Here is a 20,088-nt window from a genome sequence, read left to right on the forward strand (position 1 = left end):
TGAGTTCTAAAAAACGGGTTAACTTAGTTAACCCGTTTTTTATTTATACGCTATATCATTTACGATCTAACAATAACTCCACAGAAATAACATTTACGACTGGTGAGCTACTTTCTGATACTAGACCTTTAAACTTAGGCCGCAATGTAAAACCACCTTTGTTGACTTGTTCCAAAATATCGCTAGGTATATTAAATTTTGATTTCAATGATTTACCAGCACCAATACGGATGTGCTTTATTGCCTGGGTAAACATCATGTCATCTGACCATGCCCAAACTTTCTGATTTTTTGGGTCAAGTAGCCATAAATCAGCCTGCATCCCAGAGTTGAACTGTAAATCAACTCCCATACTGCCTCTGTTAGTTACAATTAGCTCAACCGCCATTGACTTGGCATCTTGATAATATGGACTTATCTCTAACTTGGCATGCAGCAATGATTCATTCATCGTTTGCATTTCATTCCCCGCGGTTAAGATGACTTTCTTGTTAATTTGTTTAGCATGGTTAGCCTGTACATCTGAATTAACGCCGCCAGTACACCCTATTAAGGCTAATAAGCTTATTGCGCCTAATACCTTACGCATTAGAATCCTCCTAATTTTTTAAGTAGACTGTCTTTCAATTTATCCTTTTCCTGATTTAATCTGCCTTTTAATAAGGCATCTGTGTCTAAAGCAAACTTAGGGTCTTGAAAACTACCATTTATACTTAACGGGATATCGATGCCTTTCAAGGTATCTTGCTGACTGCCTTGACCAGCAAGTGACCCTACTACTTTGGTGATCAGTTTATAATCAATATTTTGGCTAATAATATTAGCCGTACCTTTACCCTCTAATCTTATTAAAGGTGAGGACATTGATAAATCAGGATTGTTTAATACGCCTTCAAGTAAATTAAAGCTTCCGGTTAAACTGGTAAAATCAGTTTTAAGCTCCTGTGCATCTTGGGCAGATAAGTCTCCAGCTATCTTTTTCTGAGCACTGCGGATCATTTGCGGAATATTAACACCGTATAAGGACCCATCAGCAACCTCAAATTGACCATTGGCTAACAGTTGTTGTTTAAGCTTACTGGGGATAAGACTTGCCCCTTCACCCTTAGCAGAAAAATTTGCTATACCTGATATCAAATCCACTTCAGCCAAATCAATTAATAGGGGCCGTATTTGCACCCCAGTAACTTGCTTATCAAATTGATATGTTGGCACACTTTTACGAGCATCAACTTTGGCAGAGACTGTGATATTACCCTGATACAGTTCTGCTGATAATTTTTTAAAATCAATAACGCCCTGCTTGATAACAGTATTCATTTGCCAGTTTTGAGTCAGTAAATTATTTACCTTGATCGTCTTGGCTTTTAAATTCAGGGTTAAATCAAGTTGTTTAAGTGCAGATAAGTCCGGCTCTTTGTCACTTTCCGTACTGACTGTTGCGACTTTTTCTTCGCTCGCATCTGTTGCAGATTTTGGCAGTAGGCTGTCTAAATCAATGTCACCGAATTCAATATCGAGCTTGATAACAGGAATAGTGTTGCCATAATTAAGTGCGAGTTTGGCATTAGCCTCAATGTTATCAAGGGTTAACTGGCTAATAGTGAGTGTCACGTCTTTACTATTAAGCGCGATAACAACATCGGTAAGCAAATCTGCTTGTAACGATTTGTTCGGTAACGATTCACCTTTAAAATTATTTGTAATCGAAAACTGATTGATATGAATACTATCCAAATTATCTGAAACTTTAATTTGCCCTTTACCTGCTGAGCTTAATTTCATTTCAGCCAATTCAGCGTCAAACTCATATTCCATATCAGCAAATTGCCCAAGTGAAAATTGACCTAACGTAAATGAGCTTAATGTAAAATGCTGCTCAGTTTTGGTTTGTTGATTAATGATATTAACTTGCATATTGGTTATAGAGATCCCACCAATATTAAGACTTGATAAGGCCATCGCTTGACCGTTGGATGCTTCTGCTGGTATTTGAGTCGTTTGCTTGTCTTCACCTAAGCCATAGAAACTGGTTTTTCCTTTTTTATCGGTAACTAAATTAACGGTCAAACCATCTAGAGTTAACTGTTCAATTTCGATTTCCTGACTCAGTAGCGGTATTAAAGCAACATTGGCAACAGCTTGATTAATTTCTAGCATGTGCTGAGGTTGAAATGAGTCCGGATTACTAAACGATATCGCGCCAATATTGATGCCAATAGAGGGGAAAAAGCTCCAACTTAAGTCCTGGTTTATCGTTAACGTACGGCCTGTCTGTTTTTTTACCGCATCAACAATTTGTGGTTTAAAATCATTAATATTAAAAAACAATGTTAAATACAGTACTGTACAAATGCCAACAGTGAGTATGAACACCACCAACCATTTAATTAATTTCATCATTCTTCCTTAGTCTGTTATGAGTAAATTACTAATCTGATCGTGTATACACTATAAACTTAAAACTGATTGACTAATGGCGACGCCATTTAAATCAGCATAAAGCATCATACCATCAACAATTTCGATTGAATTAATTTCAAGGGTCACGCCTATCTCCCCCAAGTCACGCTTCTCTGTTTTAATGGGGTTAACGCCAATTGCTTTCACACCAATATTCATAGTGTTAATTGTGGCGACATCCCTTATACAACCATAAATAACGATACCCTGCCAACCATTATCAACAGCGTCTTGTGCAATCATATCACCCAATAAAGCCCGTCTAGTTGAACCGCCTCCATCAACAACCAGCACCTTCCCATGGCCTGGTTTAGCTAGAGTTGTTTTCACCTTTGAATTATCTTCAAAGCACTTTACTGTTACGATTTTGCCTGAAAAGATGCTTTTTTGTCCATAGGATAGCCAAGGTAAATTAATCAGTTGTAACTCTTGAGGGTATTGGTCAAACAGATCAGGAAGTAAATCGAGCATAATGCCTCCGTGCGACATAAATGAATAAATACGCAATAAGCCTACTTAAAAAACTATTGATGAACAAGTGGTTAAGCTTTACACAGTGAAAAATTAATATGCAGACAATAGGATTACCAGTGGTAAATAATGATATAAATATTAATAACTTTGATGTTCTATGCTGCTGAAAATCCTGAGATACAAGTAATCATTCATTCTGACAACTTTTTGAGTCATTCATACACCCTTATATAATGTCCCCATATCAAGATAAGTCATCGAATTTAAAAATGTTAATCCTTATTCATATCAATACCAGGATTTTAATTGCCACTTTAACAATCTCATATGCTGACGATGTTTATTAATGGGTCAAAATGTCGCAGTTAAAACCAATCAACTGATCTAGATCTAAATAATAACATTTTTATTGTAATGTATTTACAATTCCCATTTTTACTTTGATTTAAATCAAGTTGCTCTGGTACAGAGAGCCATATAGTTATCGTGAGGATATGAAAACCCTGACAATAAGAAGGTTACTTTATGGATACTCATGCAGCTCTATATGAACAAGGCAAACAGCGTCTTGATTATTTACGTGCACTAGCACCTAGACAGCCTGTTAGTTTAGAACAGAAGATGGCCGATAATGGCATCTCTCGCCGAGACTTTATAAAGTGGAGTGCGGCTATGGCGGCCATGCTGGCATTGCCACTTCCTTTCAGTACCTTAGTTGCAGAAGCAGCTGAATTAGCAGACAGAGTACCGTTAATTTGGCTACACATGGCGGAATGTACTGGTTGCTCTGAATCACTTATTCGCACCGACACCCCTAATTTAGATACCTTGATTTTTGACCATATTTCATTGGAATACCATGAAACCTTGATGGCAGCGTCAGGCTGGCAAGCGCAAGAGAATCTTGAAAATGCACTTAAAGAATACAAAGGACGCTACCTTTTAGCCGTTGAAGGCGCCATTCCTACCGCCAATAATGGCGCCTATTTGACTGTAGGCTGTAAAGGCCACACCGGATTACACATAGTAAAAGAAGCAGCTGAAGGTGCTGCTGCTATTATCTCTGTGGGTACATGTGCAGCATTTGGTGGCGTGCAAGCCGCATACCCGAACCCAACTGGGGCAAAAGGCGTACATGAAGTTGTTGATAAAAAAGTTATTAATCTTGGGGGCTGTCCGCCAAGTGAAAAAAATATCGTCGGCACATTAATGTACTTCATCATGTTTGGCAAACTCCCTGCTTTAGATATGTTTAATCGACCAAAGTGGGCTTATGGTGCTCGCGTACATGACAACTGTGAACGGCGTGGGCGCTTTGATGCCGGTGAGTTTGTTGAAACATTTGGCGATCAAGCAGCTAAAGATGGCTATTGCTTATATAAAGTAGGCTGTAAAGGTCCATACACTTACAACAACTGTCCAACAGAAAGATTTAATCACCATACTAGTTGGCCGGTACTCGCAGGTCATGGTTGTATGGGCTGTTCTGAGCCCAACTTCTGGGATGATATGGCAGATTTCGAAAAACCATTAGGGCGTCAACTTTTACACGGTATTGATGCTACGGCAGACACCATAGGCGCAGTCATACTAGGTGCAACGGTTGTCGGGATCGGTGCCCATGCTGTTGCAAGTGTATTTGCTAAGCCATTGGAGGATTAATCATGAACAAACGCGTAGTTATCGACCCTATCACCCGCATTGAAGGTCACTTGCGAGTAGAAGTTGAAGTCGATGAAAACAATGTCATCACAAAGGCTTGGTCATCATCAACTTTATGGCGTGGTATAGAAGTTATCTTAAAAGGCCGCACGCCGATGGACGTCGGCTTAATCGTGCAGCGTATTTGTGGTGTGTGTACATATTCACATTATCGCTGTGGTACCGAAGCGGTAGAGAATGCTTTAGGAATGACTATTCCTGTCAATGCTAAATACCTTAGAAGTCTGATGCAATCTTCATTATATATGCACGATCATATCGTCCATTTTTATCACTTACATGGCTTAGACTGGGTTGATGTAGTATCGGCATTAGGTGCTGACCCCGCTAAAGCGGCGCAGGACTCACTAAAATATACAGACAAACCCATCGCGACAGGCGAAGGAGAATTAAAGGCTGTACAAGAAAGAGTAAAAGGCTTGGTTGATACTGGTAAGTTAGGCCCGTTCGCCAATGCCTATTGGGGTAATAGCACTTACCGTTTTAGCCCTGAACAAAACTTAATTGCCTTATCACACTATTTAAAAGCACTAGAAGTACAACGAGTTGCTGCCGAAATGTTGGCTATTTTTGGTGGAAAATCCCCTCACCCACAATCATTAGTGGTTGGCGGGGTAACCTCTGTACGCGATATGTTGAGCCCGGCTCGTTTGCAAGAGTGGAAACAGAAGCATGCCATTGTGCAAGATTTTATTGAACGCGCTTATCAAGCAGACATAGTGATGGCAGCTGATGCATTTGGTGCTGAACCTAGTGTGTTAGGTGGCGTAAATGTGAAAAGCTTTCTGTGTACTAATGACTTTTTAATGGGAGATGGTCAGTTTTTATTTGAGCAAGGCGTAATAATACATGGCGACTTGGCAAATGTGACTGATATTAACCCCGATTTAATCAAAGAAGACGTGACTCACGCTTGGTATAAAGCTGATGGCGCGCAGCATCCCTATGACGGTACAACGGTGTCAGATTACACAGGTTTTGTCGAAAGAGACACAGTGTATGGCAAGTTACCAACTTTAGATGGTGACGGTAAATATTCCTGGGTTAAATCACCACGCTACCAAGATGAACCAATTGAAGTAGGCCCACTCGCTTGCTTATTAGTGAACTATGCCAAAGGTAACCAAATTGTTGTTGATGCCGTTAATGGTTTATTAACTGCAACAGGTTTGCCAATTGATGCGCTGTTTACCACCTTAGGTCGCACCGCAGCTCGAATGCTGCAAACAGTATTAGTAGGTCAAGCCAGTTTAAAAACCTTTGACGCGTTAGTGACTAATCTTAAAAGTGATGAAGCTACCTACATAACGCCACAAATTGACGTTGATAAAGAATACGTGGGTCATGCCATGAATGAGGCTCCTAGGGGAATGCTCAGTCATTGGATAAGAATTAAGAATGGCAAGGTAGAAAACTATCAAGCGGTAGTGCCAACCACCTGGAATGCGGGACCAGTTGATGCTAACGGAAAAATGGGACCTTATGAGGCCTCATTAATCGGCTTAACACTTGAAGATCCTACTAAGCCATTAGAAGTTATTCGTATTATTCACTCATTTGACCCCTGTATGGCGTGTTCAGTGCATGTGATGGATTACAAAAAACAAACCTTAGGCCAATTTAAAATTGATCCTAATGGGTTTTAATCTTGTGTGAATTCAATATGGAGGGATGACTTATGCAACATCAAGCAACCCATACAAGGCACTACATTTTTACTCCAGCCATTCGAATATTTCATTGGCTAAGGGCATTATCGATACTGATATTGGTGATCAGCGGGTTTTATTTGGCATGGCCATTTTTAGTCGCGCCTGGCACATCTGATGTATTGGTTCAAGGTTGGATCCGTTTTGCACATATCATTTTTGGTTTTGCATTAACGGCAATTACCCTAGCACGCTTTTATTTGTTCTTTTTCAGTCGGCATAATATTGAAAGACGCTCATTTAAAGACGTGTTAAGTGTATCGAGTTGGATGAGCCAATTAAAATCGTACTTATGGATGGGCAAACTGAATAAAGCAGGAGTTTATGGTCCACTACAGTTTATGACTTACGTCGCCATATCTTTTGTTGCTTTGCTTATCTGTATTACGGGCTTAGTCCTGTACGCCAATGTCTATCACCAAGGTTTGGGGGGCGCACTTTGGGAAATGTCGGCTTGGATCACAGCGCAAATGGGAGGATTAGCGTACGTTCGAGTCATACACCATTATTTAATGTGGGCATTTATTATATTCGTTGTTATCCATGTTTATATGGCGGTGTGGTCAGGCATACGCTTTAGACATAACTCTGTAGACTCCATTGTATCGGGCTATGATTATCACAAGGATCATTAAAAACCGTGAAAAAAATACTCATATTGGGTATTGGCAATGTGTTGTACGCCGATGAAGGTATCGGCGTACATTTTGTCAATTACATCAAAGACAAATATCAATTTAATCACCTTTCCCATCAAATAGATTTAATTGATGGCGGCACCCTAGCACAAAGTTTAATCCCATTGATTTGTCAGTATGATCAACTCATTGTGGTCGACACTGTCAATAGTTCAGAAGCCAAAGCAGGCGATGTATTCTTTTTTGATTTCGATCATGCCCCTGCTGAAATTGACTGGCAAGGCAGCGCACATGAAGTAGAAATGTTACAAACATTAACCATGATGGATATGGTCGGCGATCGCCCTGCAACTCAAGTATTAGGCGTTATTCCAACGGTAATAGAACCGATGACATTAGGGTTAACACCTTCTTTGATTGCCGCTATTCCTGTGATGGAAAAAACCCTGCTTGGTTTTTTAGATGAGTTTGGAATTACCGCTGTTCAGCAACAATCGATTAAAATTGAATATGTCATCCCCGATGCATATAAACGTGGAGTCAGCTATGAAGCACCTCATTCAGTTTGAGTTTATTTGCCTTAAACCTGTGCCGCTTTACGCATATCTTTGCCAATATTTTACGTTACGCACTGAATTCGACATTAGCTTCGGTATCGTAAAGGATGATAAACAGCTAACACATTACATAATTGAAGCTTGTGCACTACAAACAGAATTAGAAAGCCTTGCCGATGAAATTGCAGCAAATTTTCTCCTATCGGTATGGTTAGTTGATACTGAGATTAAACGAATACACAACAAACAATTCCCCCCCGAGGATGCACTTAAATCATTATCAACAGCCCCACTATCATCAGCGCCACTGTTTTTTTGCCAACATTGCCAACCTATTTTTGGCGATAATCAAAGCCAACAGTTTGGAGAGCTTAACCTGTTATGTGCTCACTGCCATGGTGAAACTAAACTCACAGCAGTTCAACAAGGCCTAACAGCAAATGATATCCGCGCTATGGTCGATACACTGCTAATTCAAGGTGAATTACCGCTCTTAAGCGAGAAATTAATTATCTCAATAGATGAACCGTTAAAAAATTCAACTAGTGAGTCGCTGTCAGAGCACCTTACCTTAAGACCGCATATTTTGATGTGTAACCCAAATACCTTAAATGCTCAGTTTTTAGTAAATGACTATCAGGTATTGGCTTTATCCAGTATTGAAAAACCTATCTTGACACTGGTCAGTTGTGATAAACAAACCGAGTCAGAAAACTGCAGTCATGCGATTCGATATGATGTTCAATTTGCTTATAACCGACTACTGCAGGTCATTTGTGAACGATTAAGACAAAAAGGCATTAATTGGGTTTATATCTCCCCGACTGTCGATAAAAAACGCTTACAAGCTAAACATGCAGAAGTAAACAAGCCATTACGATTAGCGCGAGTTAATCATCAATGGATTGAAATACAACAGACAACAGAGGCTATCAGTATTGATATTTTACAGCCTTGCTTGCATGATCATGCTGTTTTTAATGACGGTAATAAACAATTCACCGCAACAGACCAGTCAAATAGCCAAGATCACCTTAAAACAATCTTTTTAAGCCACAGTATTTATAGCGAAGAAGACTTAGCCGCCAATGCTGAACAGATAACAACAAATTTATCAGAAAATGATCAACATTTAGGCTATCGATCTCTACTCGCTGGGCTGGCAAATAGGCCTGATAAACCTAAAAATGCCGCGGTATTGTATTTTAGCCAGCAGCATAAAAGTCAAATTTTCACTTTAGATGGCCAAAGTAAAGCTGAATGTTTTTTCGAATTTGCCGCGATACCTGAAAACGGTTATGAAATATGTCATCAAATTCTATCCAGTAAACAAGCCCCTTTACTCAATAAATTTAAACAACAATTTCCTCAAAGTTATTTGCGTTTACTTGACCTTAAGCTACCGCAGCAAAACGCTAACTTAAGTGGTTTATTGCCTATGGCGGCAATTATTATCGGATGTCCTATCAATGAAAACTCGCCGCACTCAGTTACACAACAATTACTCGATGGCATCATCAGCCTTGCCCAATGCTATCAAGGCAGTAACGCCCCGAGAATTGATTTCCAATTAGTGAAAGGAGAAGCCGTAAGAAGTCTTAATTGGTGTAAAACACTCGGTACTTTGATGAGTTTTAGAATTGCCGGTGAACAAGATAAAGCAAAACTTGCTTATGGATTTTTTGATTCTTTCGCTGATTATTTGAGTAATTGGTTAGCGCATTTGGATCAAAATATAGGTATCAATCAATTAGTGTTAGCGGGCAGCGAATTTAGCTATCCCCCTTTAGTGCGTCAAATACAGTTAAGGCTCGCTAATAATTTTACATTAGTGGTTGATTCACAGATGGATTTAGACGGTGCCAATATTGCTGTCGGTGGCTTATTACTGCCCATACGCCGACGTGGTAGTGCTGTCTAATGGCCCCAAAAACCACTACTTTGATGTGCCAAAAACGCTTAATGGCCAAAGGCATTGTCCAAGGTGTGGGTTTTAGGCCATTCGTGTATCGCCTTGCAGATGAGCTAAAACTTGCGGGAACGGTACTCAATGACAACCAAGGGGTTGAGATTGTCCTACAAGGTGAGTCGGCTAAAATAGACTTGTTTATTGCTAGGTTGCAATCCTCGCCACCGCCACTGGCAAGAATAGATGAGCTAGTCTTTGTTGAGGAACCTATCAGCACAACATTTGATCATTTTAACATTTTACAAAGTGAGACTAGCGATTCCCAGGCCATAGTGGCGGTGTCTGCAGATAAAAGCACTTGCGCGGATTGCTTAACTGAGATGCAAGATAAACACAATCGCCACTATCTTTATCCGTTTACCAACTGCACCAATTGCGGGCCGCGCTATACGATTATTAAACATCTACCCTATGACCGTCATTTCACGTCCATGGCTGACTTTGATATGTGTGAACAATGCGCTAAAGCCTACCATGACCCTTTTGATAGACGTTACCATGCACAACCCGTTAGCTGTAATCATTGTGGACCACAGCTAAGTTTATATGTCGATAATGTCCAAGTGAATTGCCAATCAACCGAGGTGATTACCCAAACGGTTGCCTTACTCAATCAAGGTAAAATAGTGGCGTTAAAAGGATTGGGGGGATTTCATTTAATTTGCGATGCTACCAATGACGCCGCGGTAATCACCCTTAGAAAACGTAAACATCGCCCCGCTAAACCCTTAGCGGTTATGGCTGCTAATCTTGAGCAAGCTAAACATTTGGCGGTAGGTACTGACGTTGAATGGCAAGTTGTAGACAGCGCTGAAAAACCCATCACTTTGCTTACAAAAATGACTCGTTCGTTAGAAGCATTAGTCAATCCCGACTTGTTAGACCGACAACCGTCTAAAGATGCCAGACCCGTTTTAGCAAAAAGTGTTGCACCCGGGATAGATCGCATCGGGATATTTTTACCCTACACACCTTTGCATCACCTATTACTCCAACAATTTAACAAGCCTATCGTGGCAACTAGTGCTAATCGCAGTGGCGAACCTATTATTTGCAGTCTGGAAGGTATTATTAGCCAATTAGGTCATGTAGTCGATGCCATTGTTGACCATAATCGCCCTATCGACAATGCATGTGACGACAGCGTGGTACAGGTGATTAATGACCAATTACAAGTGATACGACTTGCCAGAGGTTATGCTCCACTCACCCTTGCCCATGGATTAGAACCCTCAAATTTTGAGCCTACACTCGCCGTTGGAGCGCAACAAAAAAACACTATTGCATTGGCGTTTAATCGTAATATGATTTTATCGCCACATATTGGTGATTTATTCAGTCTTGAAGCAGAGCAGTATTTTGAAGATAACTTAACTACATTCAAACGACTTTATCACTTTAGTCCCAAGTGCATTATTAACGACAACCACCCCGAATATGCTCCCAGCCAATGGGCAAATCGCTTTATTGCCCAACATTGTGGTGTGACGCCATTATCGACCCAACATCATTATGCTCATATTCTTGCGGTAATGGCCGCTAACCAATATCGGGATAAAGTGATTGGTTTTAGTTTTGATGGCACAGGCTTAGGTTACAAAGGTATCCTTTGGGGCAGCGAGGTGATGCTAGCTGATGTGAATACATTTACGACACTCGCCCATTTTAGTGAGTTTAAGTTGATTGGCGGTGAACAAGCCATCAAGCAGCCAGTTCGCATATTGTTAGCATTGTTATTTGATTCATACACAGTGACCCAAATTAGCCAAATGCCAATTCCGGCGATTAAACGCTTGTCACTTATTGAACTTAATAATCTACATCGATTATGGCTTAACAACAGTCACTGTATTCCCTGTCGAGCAGTGGGCAGAATATTTGATGCACTTGCTGTCGCACTTGGGCTTATTGAGTTAAATGAATTTGAAGGTCAAGCCGGTATGTTAATTGAGGCGCAGGCGGCTAAAACCATGCCATTAACGGCTATAACTGTTATTGAAGCGCAATATTCATCAGTGATAGGCACTGCTAATGTTGATACCGAACAAGTGAGTTTGTTATCTATAAAAGCTTTACCACAAGCAGATATTATTATTTGGCAAAGCCAAGAATTGTTTAAAGATATCATTGAGATAATTTGTTATACCGAAGACCCTGCGAAAGTATATATCCCCAAAATCTGCAATCAATTTATGAGGGCGATCGCAGATTCAATTAAACATATTGCGCAAGAGTATCCTCAATATCCCATGGTATTGAGCGGCGGTGTTTTTCAAAATAAACACTTATTGAGCCATTGTTTAACCGATGCAGAAACTGACAATCATCTTGTGTTGTCTCCTAAACTGGTGCCAATAAATGATGGCGGTATCGCATTAGGCCAACTTTGGTATGCATTACACTGTTATCAAAATAAAAGTGGGACAAAACAGGGTGAATAAAATGAGACCCGTGTCGCAAAACTGAATTAACGTTTTGTTAACAGTCAAACATTTTCCCAAAACTGATATTCATCAAAGTTTTCATATCCATTCTGGCGCAGAATTATCCTATCAACATCTCGTTAGGAAAGCATATGTGCCAGGATTGCGGTTGTTCTATTACCCATACTCATCACGATCATTCATTGAAAACTAATCCTCAATTGAATGATAAGAAAACCTTGTCTGTGATCCACAAAATTCTCGATAAAAACGATATTGAGGCGCAGCACAATCGAGATCACTTCAATCAACATCAAGTGACTGCATTTAATATCATGAGCAGCCCAGGCAGTGGCAAAACAGCATTGCTGGAGCATTTACATCATTACTCCCCATTACAATATGCCGTTATTGAAGGTGATTTAGAAACCTCTCGAGATGCAGACAGATTAATCGCTCAGGGTATTGCGGCGTATCAAATTCAAACCGGATCGGCTTGTCATTTAGATGCGTTTATGGTGCATGGGGCCTTACATCATGTTGATCTTGAATCATTGAATATTTGTTTTGTTGAAAACGTCGGCAACCTTGTTTGCCCGGCTAGCTATGATGTGGGTACCCACAAAAATATTGTGTTGCTATCAGTGCCTGAAGGTGATGATAAAATTGAAAAATATCCAGTTATGTTCAGAAAAGCTGATTTAATGGTGATCACCAAAACTGATTTGCTGCCCTACTTCGATTTTGATATTGAACAGGCAAAAACAGAACTTTATAAGCTTAATCCCCATGTTGAATTAATGCAGCTATCGATTAAAGAGCCTAACTCATTTACTCCTTTAGTTAACTGGTTAGCTGCCGAACACATGAAAAATTTAAGTCTACACTCGGTTACAAAACAAGGTTTAGACCAAAACCAGAACCTAGCACCTAAGCTCACAACTAATATTGAGGAGGTCTAGCCATGTGCCTATCTGTGCCTTCACAAGTTGTTGAAATTCATGATGATGCAAGTGTCTCGGTCGATACTATGGGGGTTAAACGGCGAGTCAGCAGCCATTTAATGTCTGAGCCACTCTCAATAGGTGATTATGTGCTTATTCATATTGGTTTTGTGATGAATAAAATTGATCATCACGATGCGCAAGAAAGCTTGGTGTTATACCAAGAAATTGTCGCATCAATGAATGAGCACGGTGAATAATATGAAGCTTAAAGACTTGTATCAAGGCTTTCGAGACCCTGCGACGATTCATTCTTTAGCCGCAGGGATTAAACGACTCGCTGAACTCGTCGATGAACCCATTAATATCATGGAAGTGTGTGGCGGTCATACCCACACCATTATGAAATACGGTTTATTGCAACTTTTGCCCGATAACATCAAATTTATTCATGGCCCTGGCTGCCCTGTTTGCGTGATGCCTAAAGAGCGGATTGATCATGCCATTGCCTTAGCGAATGAGCCTAATGTGATATTAGTCAGTTTAGGCGATATGATTAGGGTACCAGGCTCTACAGGTAGTCTGGCTAATCATCGCGCTAAGGGCTGCGATATTAGAGCCATCTATGATCCACTGGATACACTAAAAATTGCAGAAGATAACCCAGATAAAACGGTAGTCTTTTTTGCCATTGGTTTTGAAACTTCAACCCCAATGACTGCAGCGTTAATTGAACAGGCTGAAAAACAATCCGTCAACAATCTGCTATTTCACATCAACCATGTACTTGTCCCACCGGCTATTGATGCCGTCATGGCTGAAAAAAAATCTAAGGTTAATGCCTTCATTGGTCCCGCCCATGTCAGTGTCATATCTGGGGCGAAAATCTACCAAGCTGCGGTGGATCAATATCACACCCCTGTTGTGGTATCGGGGTTTGAACCGGTTGATGTGATGCAATCTATATTATCAATCGTCAAACAGAAAGTGGCTAAACAGCCAAAACTTGAGGTGCAATACACTCGCTCGGTCAGTTGTGACGGCAATCTTCATGCGCAACAACTGGTTAACCGCTATTTTGAACCCAGAGATGAGTTTAGATGGCGAGGACTCGGGCCGATTGCTAAATCAGCGTTGCAATTAAAGCCTGAGTATCAACGACGAGACGCAGAGCATCATTTTAAATCTATTTTGTCCACTGAACCGATTGACGATCATAAAGCCTGTCAGTGCGCAGATATATTACGGGGACTTGCCGGCCCTAAAGAGTGCAAAGTATTCGGCCGCGGTTGTACCCCTGAAACACCTCTTGGCAGTTGTATGGTGAGCTCCGAAGGTGCGTGTAATGCTTACTATCGTTATGGAGACATTCTGAATGGGTAATATTGCTAACCAAACGATACAACTCAGCCATGGTGGAGGCGGAAAAGAAATGGATCAGTTGATCAAATCCATTTTCTTTAGTGCATTTGCTAACCCTATCCTCTGTGCCGAAGAGGATGCCGCTAAACTTAACCTTTGTGGACCAGTGGCGTTCACCACAGATTCTTTTACCGTATCGCCGCTTTTTTTTGCTGGTGGCAATATTGGTAAACTTGCCATAGCAGGTACGGTAAATGACTTAGCCATGATGGCGGCGCAACCTGAATATCTCAGTTGCAGTTTTATCATCGAAGAAGGTTTTTTAATTACTGATTTGAAAAAAATTGTCCAAAGCATGGCCGATGAACTGCATCAGTCCGGTGCAAGAATTGTTTGCGGTGACACTAAAGTGGTGCCTAAAGGATGTGCTGATGGCCTATTTATCAATACCACCGGCATTGGCAGAATGTTAATAACTGATATTTCGGCTAAAAATGTACAACCAGGAGATGCCATTATTGTCTCACGAGATATTGGCAGGCACGGCGCAGCTATTTTAATGGCCCGTGAAGGGCTTGAACTTGAGTCTGACTTAACCAGTGATTGCGCCACTCTGTGGCCAGTGGTTGAACAATTAATTGCAGCAAATGTCACTCTTCATGCCATGCGGGATGCTACCCGTGGCGGTATTGCCGCGGTATTAAATGAATGGGCTAAAGCTTCTAATGTCGGAATTGATTTAATAGAAAAAAACATCCCTGTTGCAGATGAAGTGAAAGGACTGTGTGAGTTATTTGGTTTTGAACCCTATGACTTAGCTAATGAAGGCACCTTTGTGATTGCCCTACCACAAGATGTTGCTTTAGGTGCGGTAGAAATACTGCAGCGTTACGGACACAGTGAGCAGGCTTGTATTATTGGCCATGTGGTAGAAGCGCACCCAACCAGAGTTGTATTAACAACACCTTGGGGTAGCCATCGTTATTTAGATTTGCCCCATGGGGAACTTCTGCCAAGGATTTGCTGATGCACGAATATTCGATTGTGATGGCATTGATTGAACAATGTGAAGCATTGGCAAAACAGCACAAAGCCAACTCAATTGTGCGAGTTGACATTAAAGTTGGCATATTAAGTGGCGTGGAACCTTGCTTATTAGAACAAGCTTTTATGACCTTTAAACTGGATAGCCTGTGCGCAAATGCGCTATTGAACATGCAGATCCAACCACTGATCATACAGTGCCATCAGTGCGAAAAACAGTCAGAACAATCGCAGCGAACGGTTTTATGTCCACATTGTGGCTCAGCAGATACGCAAATTATTGATGGAGAAGACATGATGTTGATGCAATTAGAGATGGACACTTAAACACTGACTTTCTGACTAAAATTGATAAAAATAAAAAACACTCACACAAGTAGTATAAGGAATTGGCAATGATAAAATTTAACTCTGTAGTATTGAGCGCAGCAATGTCTCTGATGGTGTTTTCTGGGTCAGCCTTTGCTCATGAAGGCCATGGTGCACCGGGTTTATTCCATCACTTTGAACAAATGGCGCCAGCAATTTTGTTAGTGGCTATCGTGGCAGGTATTTTATGGAAAATGAAAAAATAAATTCATTGCAAAAAATGCAAATAAAAACGCACTCTTCAGAGTGCGTTTAGTGATGTCATTTTATTTAACTATTATGATGCTGAAGGGGTTAGCCTTTTAGGGCGTTATCAATCATTTGTTGCGCTTGAATAATGATATTGTCCAAATGCTGCTGACTGATAAAACTTTCAGCATATATTTTGAATAACGCCTCAGTGCCTGATGGACGCGCCGCAAACCAACCATTTTCTGTGGTCACTTTAATACCGCCGATTGCCGCATTATTACCTGGTGCATGGGACAGTATTGCCGTTATCGGCTCACCGGCTAATACAGTATCGGTAAAGCTGTCACTGTTTAACAATTCAAACTTTGCTTTTTTCTTGAGACTAATTGGGCTATCTATTCGAGTGTAAAAACTTTCACCAAATTGAGCCGTTAATTCCTGATAACGTTGTGCGGGTGTTTTGCCCGTCACAGCAGTAATTTCAAGGGCCAGTAGCGCTAAGATAAAGCCATCTTTGTCAGTACACCAAGTGCTGCCGTCACGCTTTAAGAATGCTGCACCGGCACTTTCTTCACCACCAAAGGCGATGGTGTTATTGGCTAAGCCATCGACAAACCATTTAAATCCAACCGGCACTTCTAAGCAAGTTCGGTTCAAACTTGCACATACGCGGTCAATCATGGCACTGGACACTAGTGTTTTACCAATAGACAGTTTTTCAGACCACTGCGGACGGTGGCTAATTAAATAATCAATGGCAACGGCTAAATAGTGGTTTGGGTTCATCAAGCCAAAGCCTGGGCAAACAATGCCATGACGATCATAATCTGGATCGTTTCCTACACATAAATCATAGTTTTCACTGTGTGCAAGTAACCCAGCCATGGCATAAGGCGATGAGCAGTCCATACGAATTTTGCCGTCTTTATCTAATGTCATAAAGCTGAATGTAGGATCGACCTTTTCATTGACCAAGGTGATATCTAAATCATACTTTTTAGCAATATGTTGCCAGTAATAAATGCCAGAGCCGCCTAAAGGATCTACGCCTAAACGCAAATTTGCTTTTCTAATAGCATCAAAATCAATTACATCAGCTAAAGAGTCAACATAGGGTGCAATAAAATCAACCTCTTGTACCCAACCCGATGCTAACGCTGCCCCAAAATTTACTTTTTTAACGCCACTGAGTTGTTGGGTTAAATAAGCATTGGCTTTATCTTCAATAATTTTAGTAATTACGCCTTCGGCTGGCCCACCATGGGGCGGATTATATTTAATCCCACCATCCTGTGGCGGATTATGCGAAGGGGTAATGATTAATCCGTCAGTTAAGGGAGCTGAGCCTTTAGCTGAAGCATTAGCAGAAATTATTGCCTGTGAAACAACAGGTGTAGGCGTAAAACCATCATTAGCTTGGATAAGTACTTTAACCTGGTTGGCGGTTAACACTTCTACAACCGACATAAACGCTGCATAAGATAACGCATGAGTGTCATAACCCACAATCATAGGGCCGGTAATATTAGCCGACTGTCGATAATCAATCACAGCTTGTGTAATCGCCCAAATATGATTTTGATTAAAACTGCAATTGAACGCACTGCCTCTATGGCCAGACGTGCCAAAAGTCACCTTTTGTTGCACATCGGCAACATTGGGGATCATCCGATAGTAATAACTCATTAATTTAGGAATATTCACTAAATCCGATTGCAATGCTAACGTCCCTGCACGCTCATGTATGGCCACGTCATTCTCCTTTGATTGAGGTTAAATATATTGCGCTATGGTCGATGCTTTAATGGCGTCACACCCTAAATGAACTAACACTTCTGATAAAATAGTTTGTTTCTTTGCAGTATTATTATTGGTTGTAACCCAATAGCCACTTTGGCCAATTTCTTTTGGATTAGCGGATTGGCTGGCATCTAATAACGCTTGTTTAGATTGAGCAAAATATAAACGCCCTTTTCCTTGGATTTGTAATACTTGCTCAAAGTCTTTACCCGCTTGAACCGCTAATGCGTCGAGCAAAAACATGAACCGTCCCACAGCGCCCTTTTGTTGTGCAATTAAGTGCTCATTAACCACGGTATTAAAATCAATTTTTTGTGCGTTTCTACTTGAATGAGTCTGGGTTTCAGCAATTGAAAGAGGAATGTCTGCGGTGGCAGGATTTTCAGCTTTTACCTGATGAGATTCAATAGCAGTAGGTGCAACTGCTGAAGCAGGTTCAGTGCGAGTTTGAGCACGATGATTAACTAATTGCTCAACGATTGTCTTAGCTTTATTAAATAACGCATCTCTTGTATTGGCATCAAGCGCATCTAAGCCTGGCTGACTAACTGATTCTGGGCGCTGATCTGCCACAGATTCAACAGGAAGATCCAATAAACGACGCAAAATTTCTGAAGCGCTTTCGCCAATTCTTTCAGTTTTACTGGCGATAAAACGATAAAGTTCTTCATCAATTTCAATGTATTTCATTTCAATCATCCTTTTGCATGTTGAAGGTATAACCAAAGCATTTGGACTGCGATATCCACGTTTGGCAATACTGAGCTTATTTAATTATTATTTTTGATCAAATTCGATCGCTTATCGTCCCAGTTTAAGCTAAGGCTCTGCTAAGAATAAAGCCCCAAATCAAATAATTGATATAAATTCACCTTATAACCCCCCTTTAACTAAAAATGTTGTCCAACTTGCCGTTTTGCTGAGCAACAATACTTGATTTGAACACGGGTATCGCGCAAAATTTGCCGCAATTAAAGTCACACCTTAGGTAACAACATGCATTACGTCATCTCAGGCGCTGGTGAGCCGGTCATTTTAATTCACGGCTTGTTTGGAAATTTAGATAACTTAAAGTCTTTAGGCACGTCACTTGAAAATGATTTTCAAGTCGTTCGGGTTGACTTGCCTAATCATGGCCTAAGTGAGCATTGGTCGACAATGGATTACCCCAGCCTAGCTAAGGCAATCATTGCATTGATAGATGAGTTAGGGTTTAACTCAGTTAAAATAGTGGGTCATTCCATGGGTGGAAAAATCGCTATGGCGACTGCCCTATTGTATCCAGAGCGCGTTAACAGTCTTGTGGTCGCTGATATTGCCCCAGTGACATATCAACCTCGCCATCAAACGGTGTTTGCTGGCCTAAGTTCATTAGTGTTAGATAAAGATACCAATCGCAAAACCGCATTGGTACATTTAATCGATTCCGGCATTGATGAAGGTACAGCCCAGTTTTTACTGAAAAACTTACAAAGAACAGATGACGGCTTTGAATGGAAAATGAACTTAACTGGGCTAATTAACTGTTACGACCGTATTATTGGCTGGCAGTTAACCGATGATGATCGTTCACTGCATTACGATAAACCTTGTTTGTTTATTCGTGGCGATGAGTCTAACTATGTCATGGCGGAACATCGCGATGCTATCGTTACGCAATTTCCACAGGTGAGTGCAAAAACAATCAATGGCGCAGGTCATTGGTTGCATGCGCAAAAGCCTGAAATATTTAATCGGATAGTGGCAAATTTTTTACGTTAAACTCATGGCTATTTTTACACCATTTACACAGTGACAGATAGCCGTTGTGACTCTGATGTGATATATTCGCGCCTCTTTTTTGCAATCTAAAGAAGTTAGTAAAAGTAAAGTATGCTCAATCAATATATGGAACAAATTGAAACCTTTGGCTTAAATTTCTTTTTTGCAGCAATTTTCTTTTTTATCGGCATGGCTATAAGCGATGTGCTAAAGCAAGGCAACGTACCAAAATTTGGACGTTATGTTGTATGGAGCGTATTATTTTTAGGCTGTGCAGGTTTTGTGGCAAAAGGCATTATTCAAATGACCTGGGAAGGCTCAGGTATTGGTTAATAAGAGACATGGCAAAAGAAACAGCAGACAGAACAACCATTGATCTTTTTGACAGCGAAAGACGGCGTGGAAGACCTAGAAGTAATCCATTAAATCGTGAACAGCAACTGAAGATCAACAAGCGTAACCAAATTCAGCGTGATCGCGCTAACGGTTTAAAGCGGATAGAGTTAAAGGTGTCACAAGATTTATATGACGCCTTGAACCAACAAGCTTTGGCCAGTAACATTAGTCGTAGCCAGTTAATCGAACATATTCTGCAACAGCAAATCGACAACTGATTCGTTATTTGAACATCGCACTAAGCGAAATTGATATTGAAAGGATA

20 protein-coding genes are annotated in these 20,088 nt (G+C 40.7%); 15 read left to right on the top strand and 5 right to left on the bottom strand.

Annotated elements, in window-relative coordinates; all coding sequences use genetic code 11:
• Positions 1-55: 55 nt before the first annotated feature.
• Genes ACRWQN_RS11205 through ACRWQN_RS11215 form a run of 3 tightly spaced genes read right to left on the bottom strand, consistent with a single transcriptional unit; the run spans position 56 to position 2,934 of the window.
• The gene (locus tag ACRWQN_RS11205) at positions 56-589 is read right to left on the bottom strand and encodes a BsuPI-related putative proteinase inhibitor (RefSeq protein WP_434931861.1); all 534 of its coding nucleotides are present in this window, start codon (positions 587-589) and stop codon (positions 56-58) included.
• Positions 589-2,400 (bottom strand): AsmA family protein, encoded by a 1,812-nt coding sequence (locus ACRWQN_RS11210; RefSeq protein WP_434937766.1) that lies wholly within the window; start codon positions 2,398-2,400, stop codon positions 589-591. Before ACRWQN_RS11210 ends, ACRWQN_RS11205 begins: the two co-directional genes overlap by 1 nt.
• Positions 2,401-2,451: 51 nt before the next feature.
• Positions 2,452-2,934, bottom strand: a complete 483-nt coding sequence (locus ACRWQN_RS11215; RefSeq protein WP_434937768.1) for a putative 4-hydroxy-4-methyl-2-oxoglutarate aldolase — start codon at positions 2,932-2,934, stop codon at positions 2,452-2,454.
• Positions 2,935-3,462: 528 nt separating this feature from the next.
• On the opposite strand from ACRWQN_RS11215, the gene hyaA reads away from it, so the two are divergent.
• From hyaA to ACRWQN_RS11275, 12 genes are all read left to right on the top strand, one after another.
• A complete protein-coding gene (gene hyaA, locus ACRWQN_RS11220; RefSeq protein ID WP_434937770.1) occupies positions 3,463-4,599 on the top strand; it encodes a nickel-dependent hydrogenase small subunit in 1,137 nt (378 codons plus the stop codon).
• Between the two features lie 2 nt (positions 4,600-4,601).
• Positions 4,602-6,305, top strand: a complete 1,704-nt coding sequence (gene hyaB / locus ACRWQN_RS11225; protein WP_434937771.1) for a nickel-dependent hydrogenase large subunit — start codon at positions 4,602-4,604, stop codon at positions 6,303-6,305.
• Positions 6,306-6,337: 32 nt separating this feature from the next.
• Positions 6,338-7,003, top strand: a complete 666-nt coding sequence (gene cybH, locus ACRWQN_RS11230) for a Ni/Fe-hydrogenase, b-type cytochrome subunit (protein ID WP_434937773.1) — start codon at positions 6,338-6,340, stop codon at positions 7,001-7,003.
• Between the two features lie 5 nt (positions 7,004-7,008).
• Positions 7,009-7,575: a HyaD/HybD family hydrogenase maturation endopeptidase gene (locus ACRWQN_RS11235; protein ID WP_434937774.1), complete on the top strand. Its 567-nt coding sequence runs from the start codon at positions 7,009-7,011 to the stop codon at positions 7,573-7,575.
• A complete protein-coding gene (locus ACRWQN_RS11240) occupies positions 7,553-9,484 on the top strand; it encodes a NiFe hydrogenase (protein WP_434937776.1) in 1,932 nt (643 codons plus the stop codon). Before ACRWQN_RS11235 ends, ACRWQN_RS11240 begins: the two co-directional genes overlap by 23 nt.
• Positions 9,484-11,973 carry a carbamoyltransferase HypF gene (gene hypF / locus ACRWQN_RS11245; RefSeq protein WP_434937777.1) on the top strand — a complete coding sequence of 830 codons (2,490 nt, stop codon included), beginning with the start codon at positions 9,484-9,486 and terminating at the stop codon, positions 11,971-11,973. The genes ACRWQN_RS11240 and hypF overlap by 1 nt, the downstream gene beginning before the upstream one ends.
• Before the next feature lie 134 nt (positions 11,974-12,107).
• The gene (hypB, locus tag ACRWQN_RS11250) at positions 12,108-12,917 is read left to right on the top strand and encodes a hydrogenase nickel incorporation protein HypB (RefSeq protein ID WP_434937779.1); all 810 of its coding nucleotides are present in this window, start codon (positions 12,108-12,110) and stop codon (positions 12,915-12,917) included.
• Positions 12,918-12,919: 2 nt separating this feature from the next.
• The gene (locus ACRWQN_RS11255) at positions 12,920-13,159 is read left to right on the top strand and encodes a HypC/HybG/HupF family hydrogenase formation chaperone (RefSeq protein ID WP_434937780.1); all 240 of its coding nucleotides are present in this window, start codon (positions 12,920-12,922) and stop codon (positions 13,157-13,159) included.
• 1 nt (position 13,160) lies between these two features.
• The gene (hypD, locus tag ACRWQN_RS11260; protein ID WP_434937782.1) at positions 13,161-14,282 is read left to right on the top strand and encodes a hydrogenase formation protein HypD; all 1,122 of its coding nucleotides are present in this window, start codon (positions 13,161-13,163) and stop codon (positions 14,280-14,282) included.
• Positions 14,275-15,288: a hydrogenase expression/formation protein HypE gene (gene hypE / locus ACRWQN_RS11265; protein ID WP_434937784.1), complete on the top strand. Its 1,014-nt coding sequence runs from the start codon at positions 14,275-14,277 to the stop codon at positions 15,286-15,288. Before hypD ends, hypE begins: the two co-directional genes overlap by 8 nt.
• A complete protein-coding gene (locus tag ACRWQN_RS11270) occupies positions 15,288-15,632 on the top strand; it encodes a hydrogenase maturation nickel metallochaperone HypA (RefSeq protein ID WP_226415730.1) in 345 nt (114 codons plus the stop codon). The genes hypE and ACRWQN_RS11270 overlap by 1 nt, the downstream gene beginning before the upstream one ends.
• A gap of 68 nt (positions 15,633-15,700) precedes the next feature.
• Positions 15,701-15,880, top strand: a complete 180-nt coding sequence (locus tag ACRWQN_RS11275; RefSeq protein ID WP_434926174.1) for a hypothetical protein — start codon at positions 15,701-15,703, stop codon at positions 15,878-15,880.
• An 88-nt stretch (positions 15,881-15,968) separates the two neighbouring features.
• On the opposite strand, the gene pgm is transcribed toward ACRWQN_RS11275, so the two are convergent.
• Together pgm and seqA are read right to left on the bottom strand one after the other, a co-directional pair.
• Positions 15,969-17,618: a phosphoglucomutase (alpha-D-glucose-1,6-bisphosphate-dependent) gene (gene pgm / locus ACRWQN_RS11280; RefSeq protein ID WP_434937786.1), complete on the bottom strand. Its 1,650-nt coding sequence runs from the start codon at positions 17,616-17,618 to the stop codon at positions 15,969-15,971.
• A gap of 21 nt (positions 17,619-17,639) precedes the next feature.
• Complete coding sequence (gene seqA, locus ACRWQN_RS11285; RefSeq protein WP_434937788.1) at positions 17,640-18,356, bottom strand: replication initiation negative regulator SeqA; 717 nt, start codon at positions 18,354-18,356, stop codon at positions 17,640-17,642.
• Between the two features lie 306 nt (positions 18,357-18,662).
• On the opposite strand from seqA, the gene ACRWQN_RS11290 reads away from it, so the two are divergent.
• From ACRWQN_RS11290 to ybfE, 3 genes are all read left to right on the top strand, one after another.
• Positions 18,663-19,427, top strand: a complete 765-nt coding sequence (locus ACRWQN_RS11290) for an alpha/beta fold hydrolase (RefSeq protein ID WP_434937790.1) — start codon at positions 18,663-18,665, stop codon at positions 19,425-19,427.
• Positions 19,428-19,538: 111 nt separating this feature from the next.
• Positions 19,539-19,760, top strand: a complete 222-nt coding sequence (locus ACRWQN_RS11295; protein WP_226415723.1) for a DUF2788 domain-containing protein — start codon at positions 19,539-19,541, stop codon at positions 19,758-19,760.
• 8 nt (positions 19,761-19,768) lie between these two features.
• Positions 19,769-20,041: a LexA regulated protein gene (ybfE, locus tag ACRWQN_RS11300; RefSeq protein ID WP_226415722.1), complete on the top strand. Its 273-nt coding sequence runs from the start codon at positions 19,769-19,771 to the stop codon at positions 20,039-20,041.
• The last annotated feature ends 47 nt before the right edge of the window (positions 20,042-20,088 follow it).

Origin of the sequence: Shewanella sp. HL-SH8, assembly GCF_051165765.1 — a bacterium.
Taxonomy (GTDB): Bacteria; Pseudomonadota; Gammaproteobacteria; order Enterobacterales; family Shewanellaceae; genus Shewanella; species Shewanella glacialimarina.

Coding starts and splice junctions, on each gene's coding strand:
- ACRWQN_RS11275 (WP_434926174.1), top strand. CDS start 15,701: ATGATAAAATTTAACTCTGTAGTATTGAGCGCAGCAATGTCTCTGATG.
- ACRWQN_RS11270 (WP_226415730.1), top strand. CDS start 15,288: ATGCACGAATATTCGATTGTGATGGCATTGATTGAACAATGTGAAGCA.
- hypE (WP_434937784.1), top strand. CDS start 14,275: ATGGGTAATATTGCTAACCAAACGATACAACTCAGCCATGGTGGAGGC.
- hypF (WP_434937777.1), top strand. CDS start 9,484: ATGGCCCCAAAAACCACTACTTTGATGTGCCAAAAACGCTTAATGGCC.
- hypD (WP_434937782.1), top strand. CDS start 13,161: ATGAAGCTTAAAGACTTGTATCAAGGCTTTCGAGACCCTGCGACGATT.
- ACRWQN_RS11290 (WP_434937790.1), top strand. CDS start 18,663: ATGCATTACGTCATCTCAGGCGCTGGTGAGCCGGTCATTTTAATTCAC.
- ACRWQN_RS11240 (WP_434937776.1), top strand. CDS start 7,553: ATGAAGCACCTCATTCAGTTTGAGTTTATTTGCCTTAAACCTGTGCCG.
- cybH (WP_434937773.1), top strand. CDS start 6,338: ATGCAACATCAAGCAACCCATACAAGGCACTACATTTTTACTCCAGCC.
- hypB (WP_434937779.1), top strand. CDS start 12,108: ATGTGCCAGGATTGCGGTTGTTCTATTACCCATACTCATCACGATCAT.
- seqA (WP_434937788.1), bottom strand. CDS start 18,356: ATGAAATACATTGAAATTGATGAAGAACTTTATCGTTTTATCGCCAGT.
- ACRWQN_RS11215 (WP_434937768.1), bottom strand. CDS start 2,934: ATGCTCGATTTACTTCCTGATCTGTTTGACCAATACCCTCAAGAGTTA.
- ybfE (WP_226415722.1), top strand. CDS start 19,769: ATGGCAAAAGAAACAGCAGACAGAACAACCATTGATCTTTTTGACAGC.
- ACRWQN_RS11210 (WP_434937766.1), bottom strand. CDS start 2,400: ATGAAATTAATTAAATGGTTGGTGGTGTTCATACTCACTGTTGGCATT.
- ACRWQN_RS11255 (WP_434937780.1), top strand. CDS start 12,920: ATGTGCCTATCTGTGCCTTCACAAGTTGTTGAAATTCATGATGATGCA.
- ACRWQN_RS11205 (WP_434931861.1), bottom strand. CDS start 589: ATGCGTAAGGTATTAGGCGCAATAAGCTTATTAGCCTTAATAGGGTGT.
- ACRWQN_RS11295 (WP_226415723.1), top strand. CDS start 19,539: ATGCTCAATCAATATATGGAACAAATTGAAACCTTTGGCTTAAATTTC.
- hyaA (WP_434937770.1), top strand. CDS start 3,463: ATGGATACTCATGCAGCTCTATATGAACAAGGCAAACAGCGTCTTGAT.
- hyaB (WP_434937771.1), top strand. CDS start 4,602: ATGAACAAACGCGTAGTTATCGACCCTATCACCCGCATTGAAGGTCAC.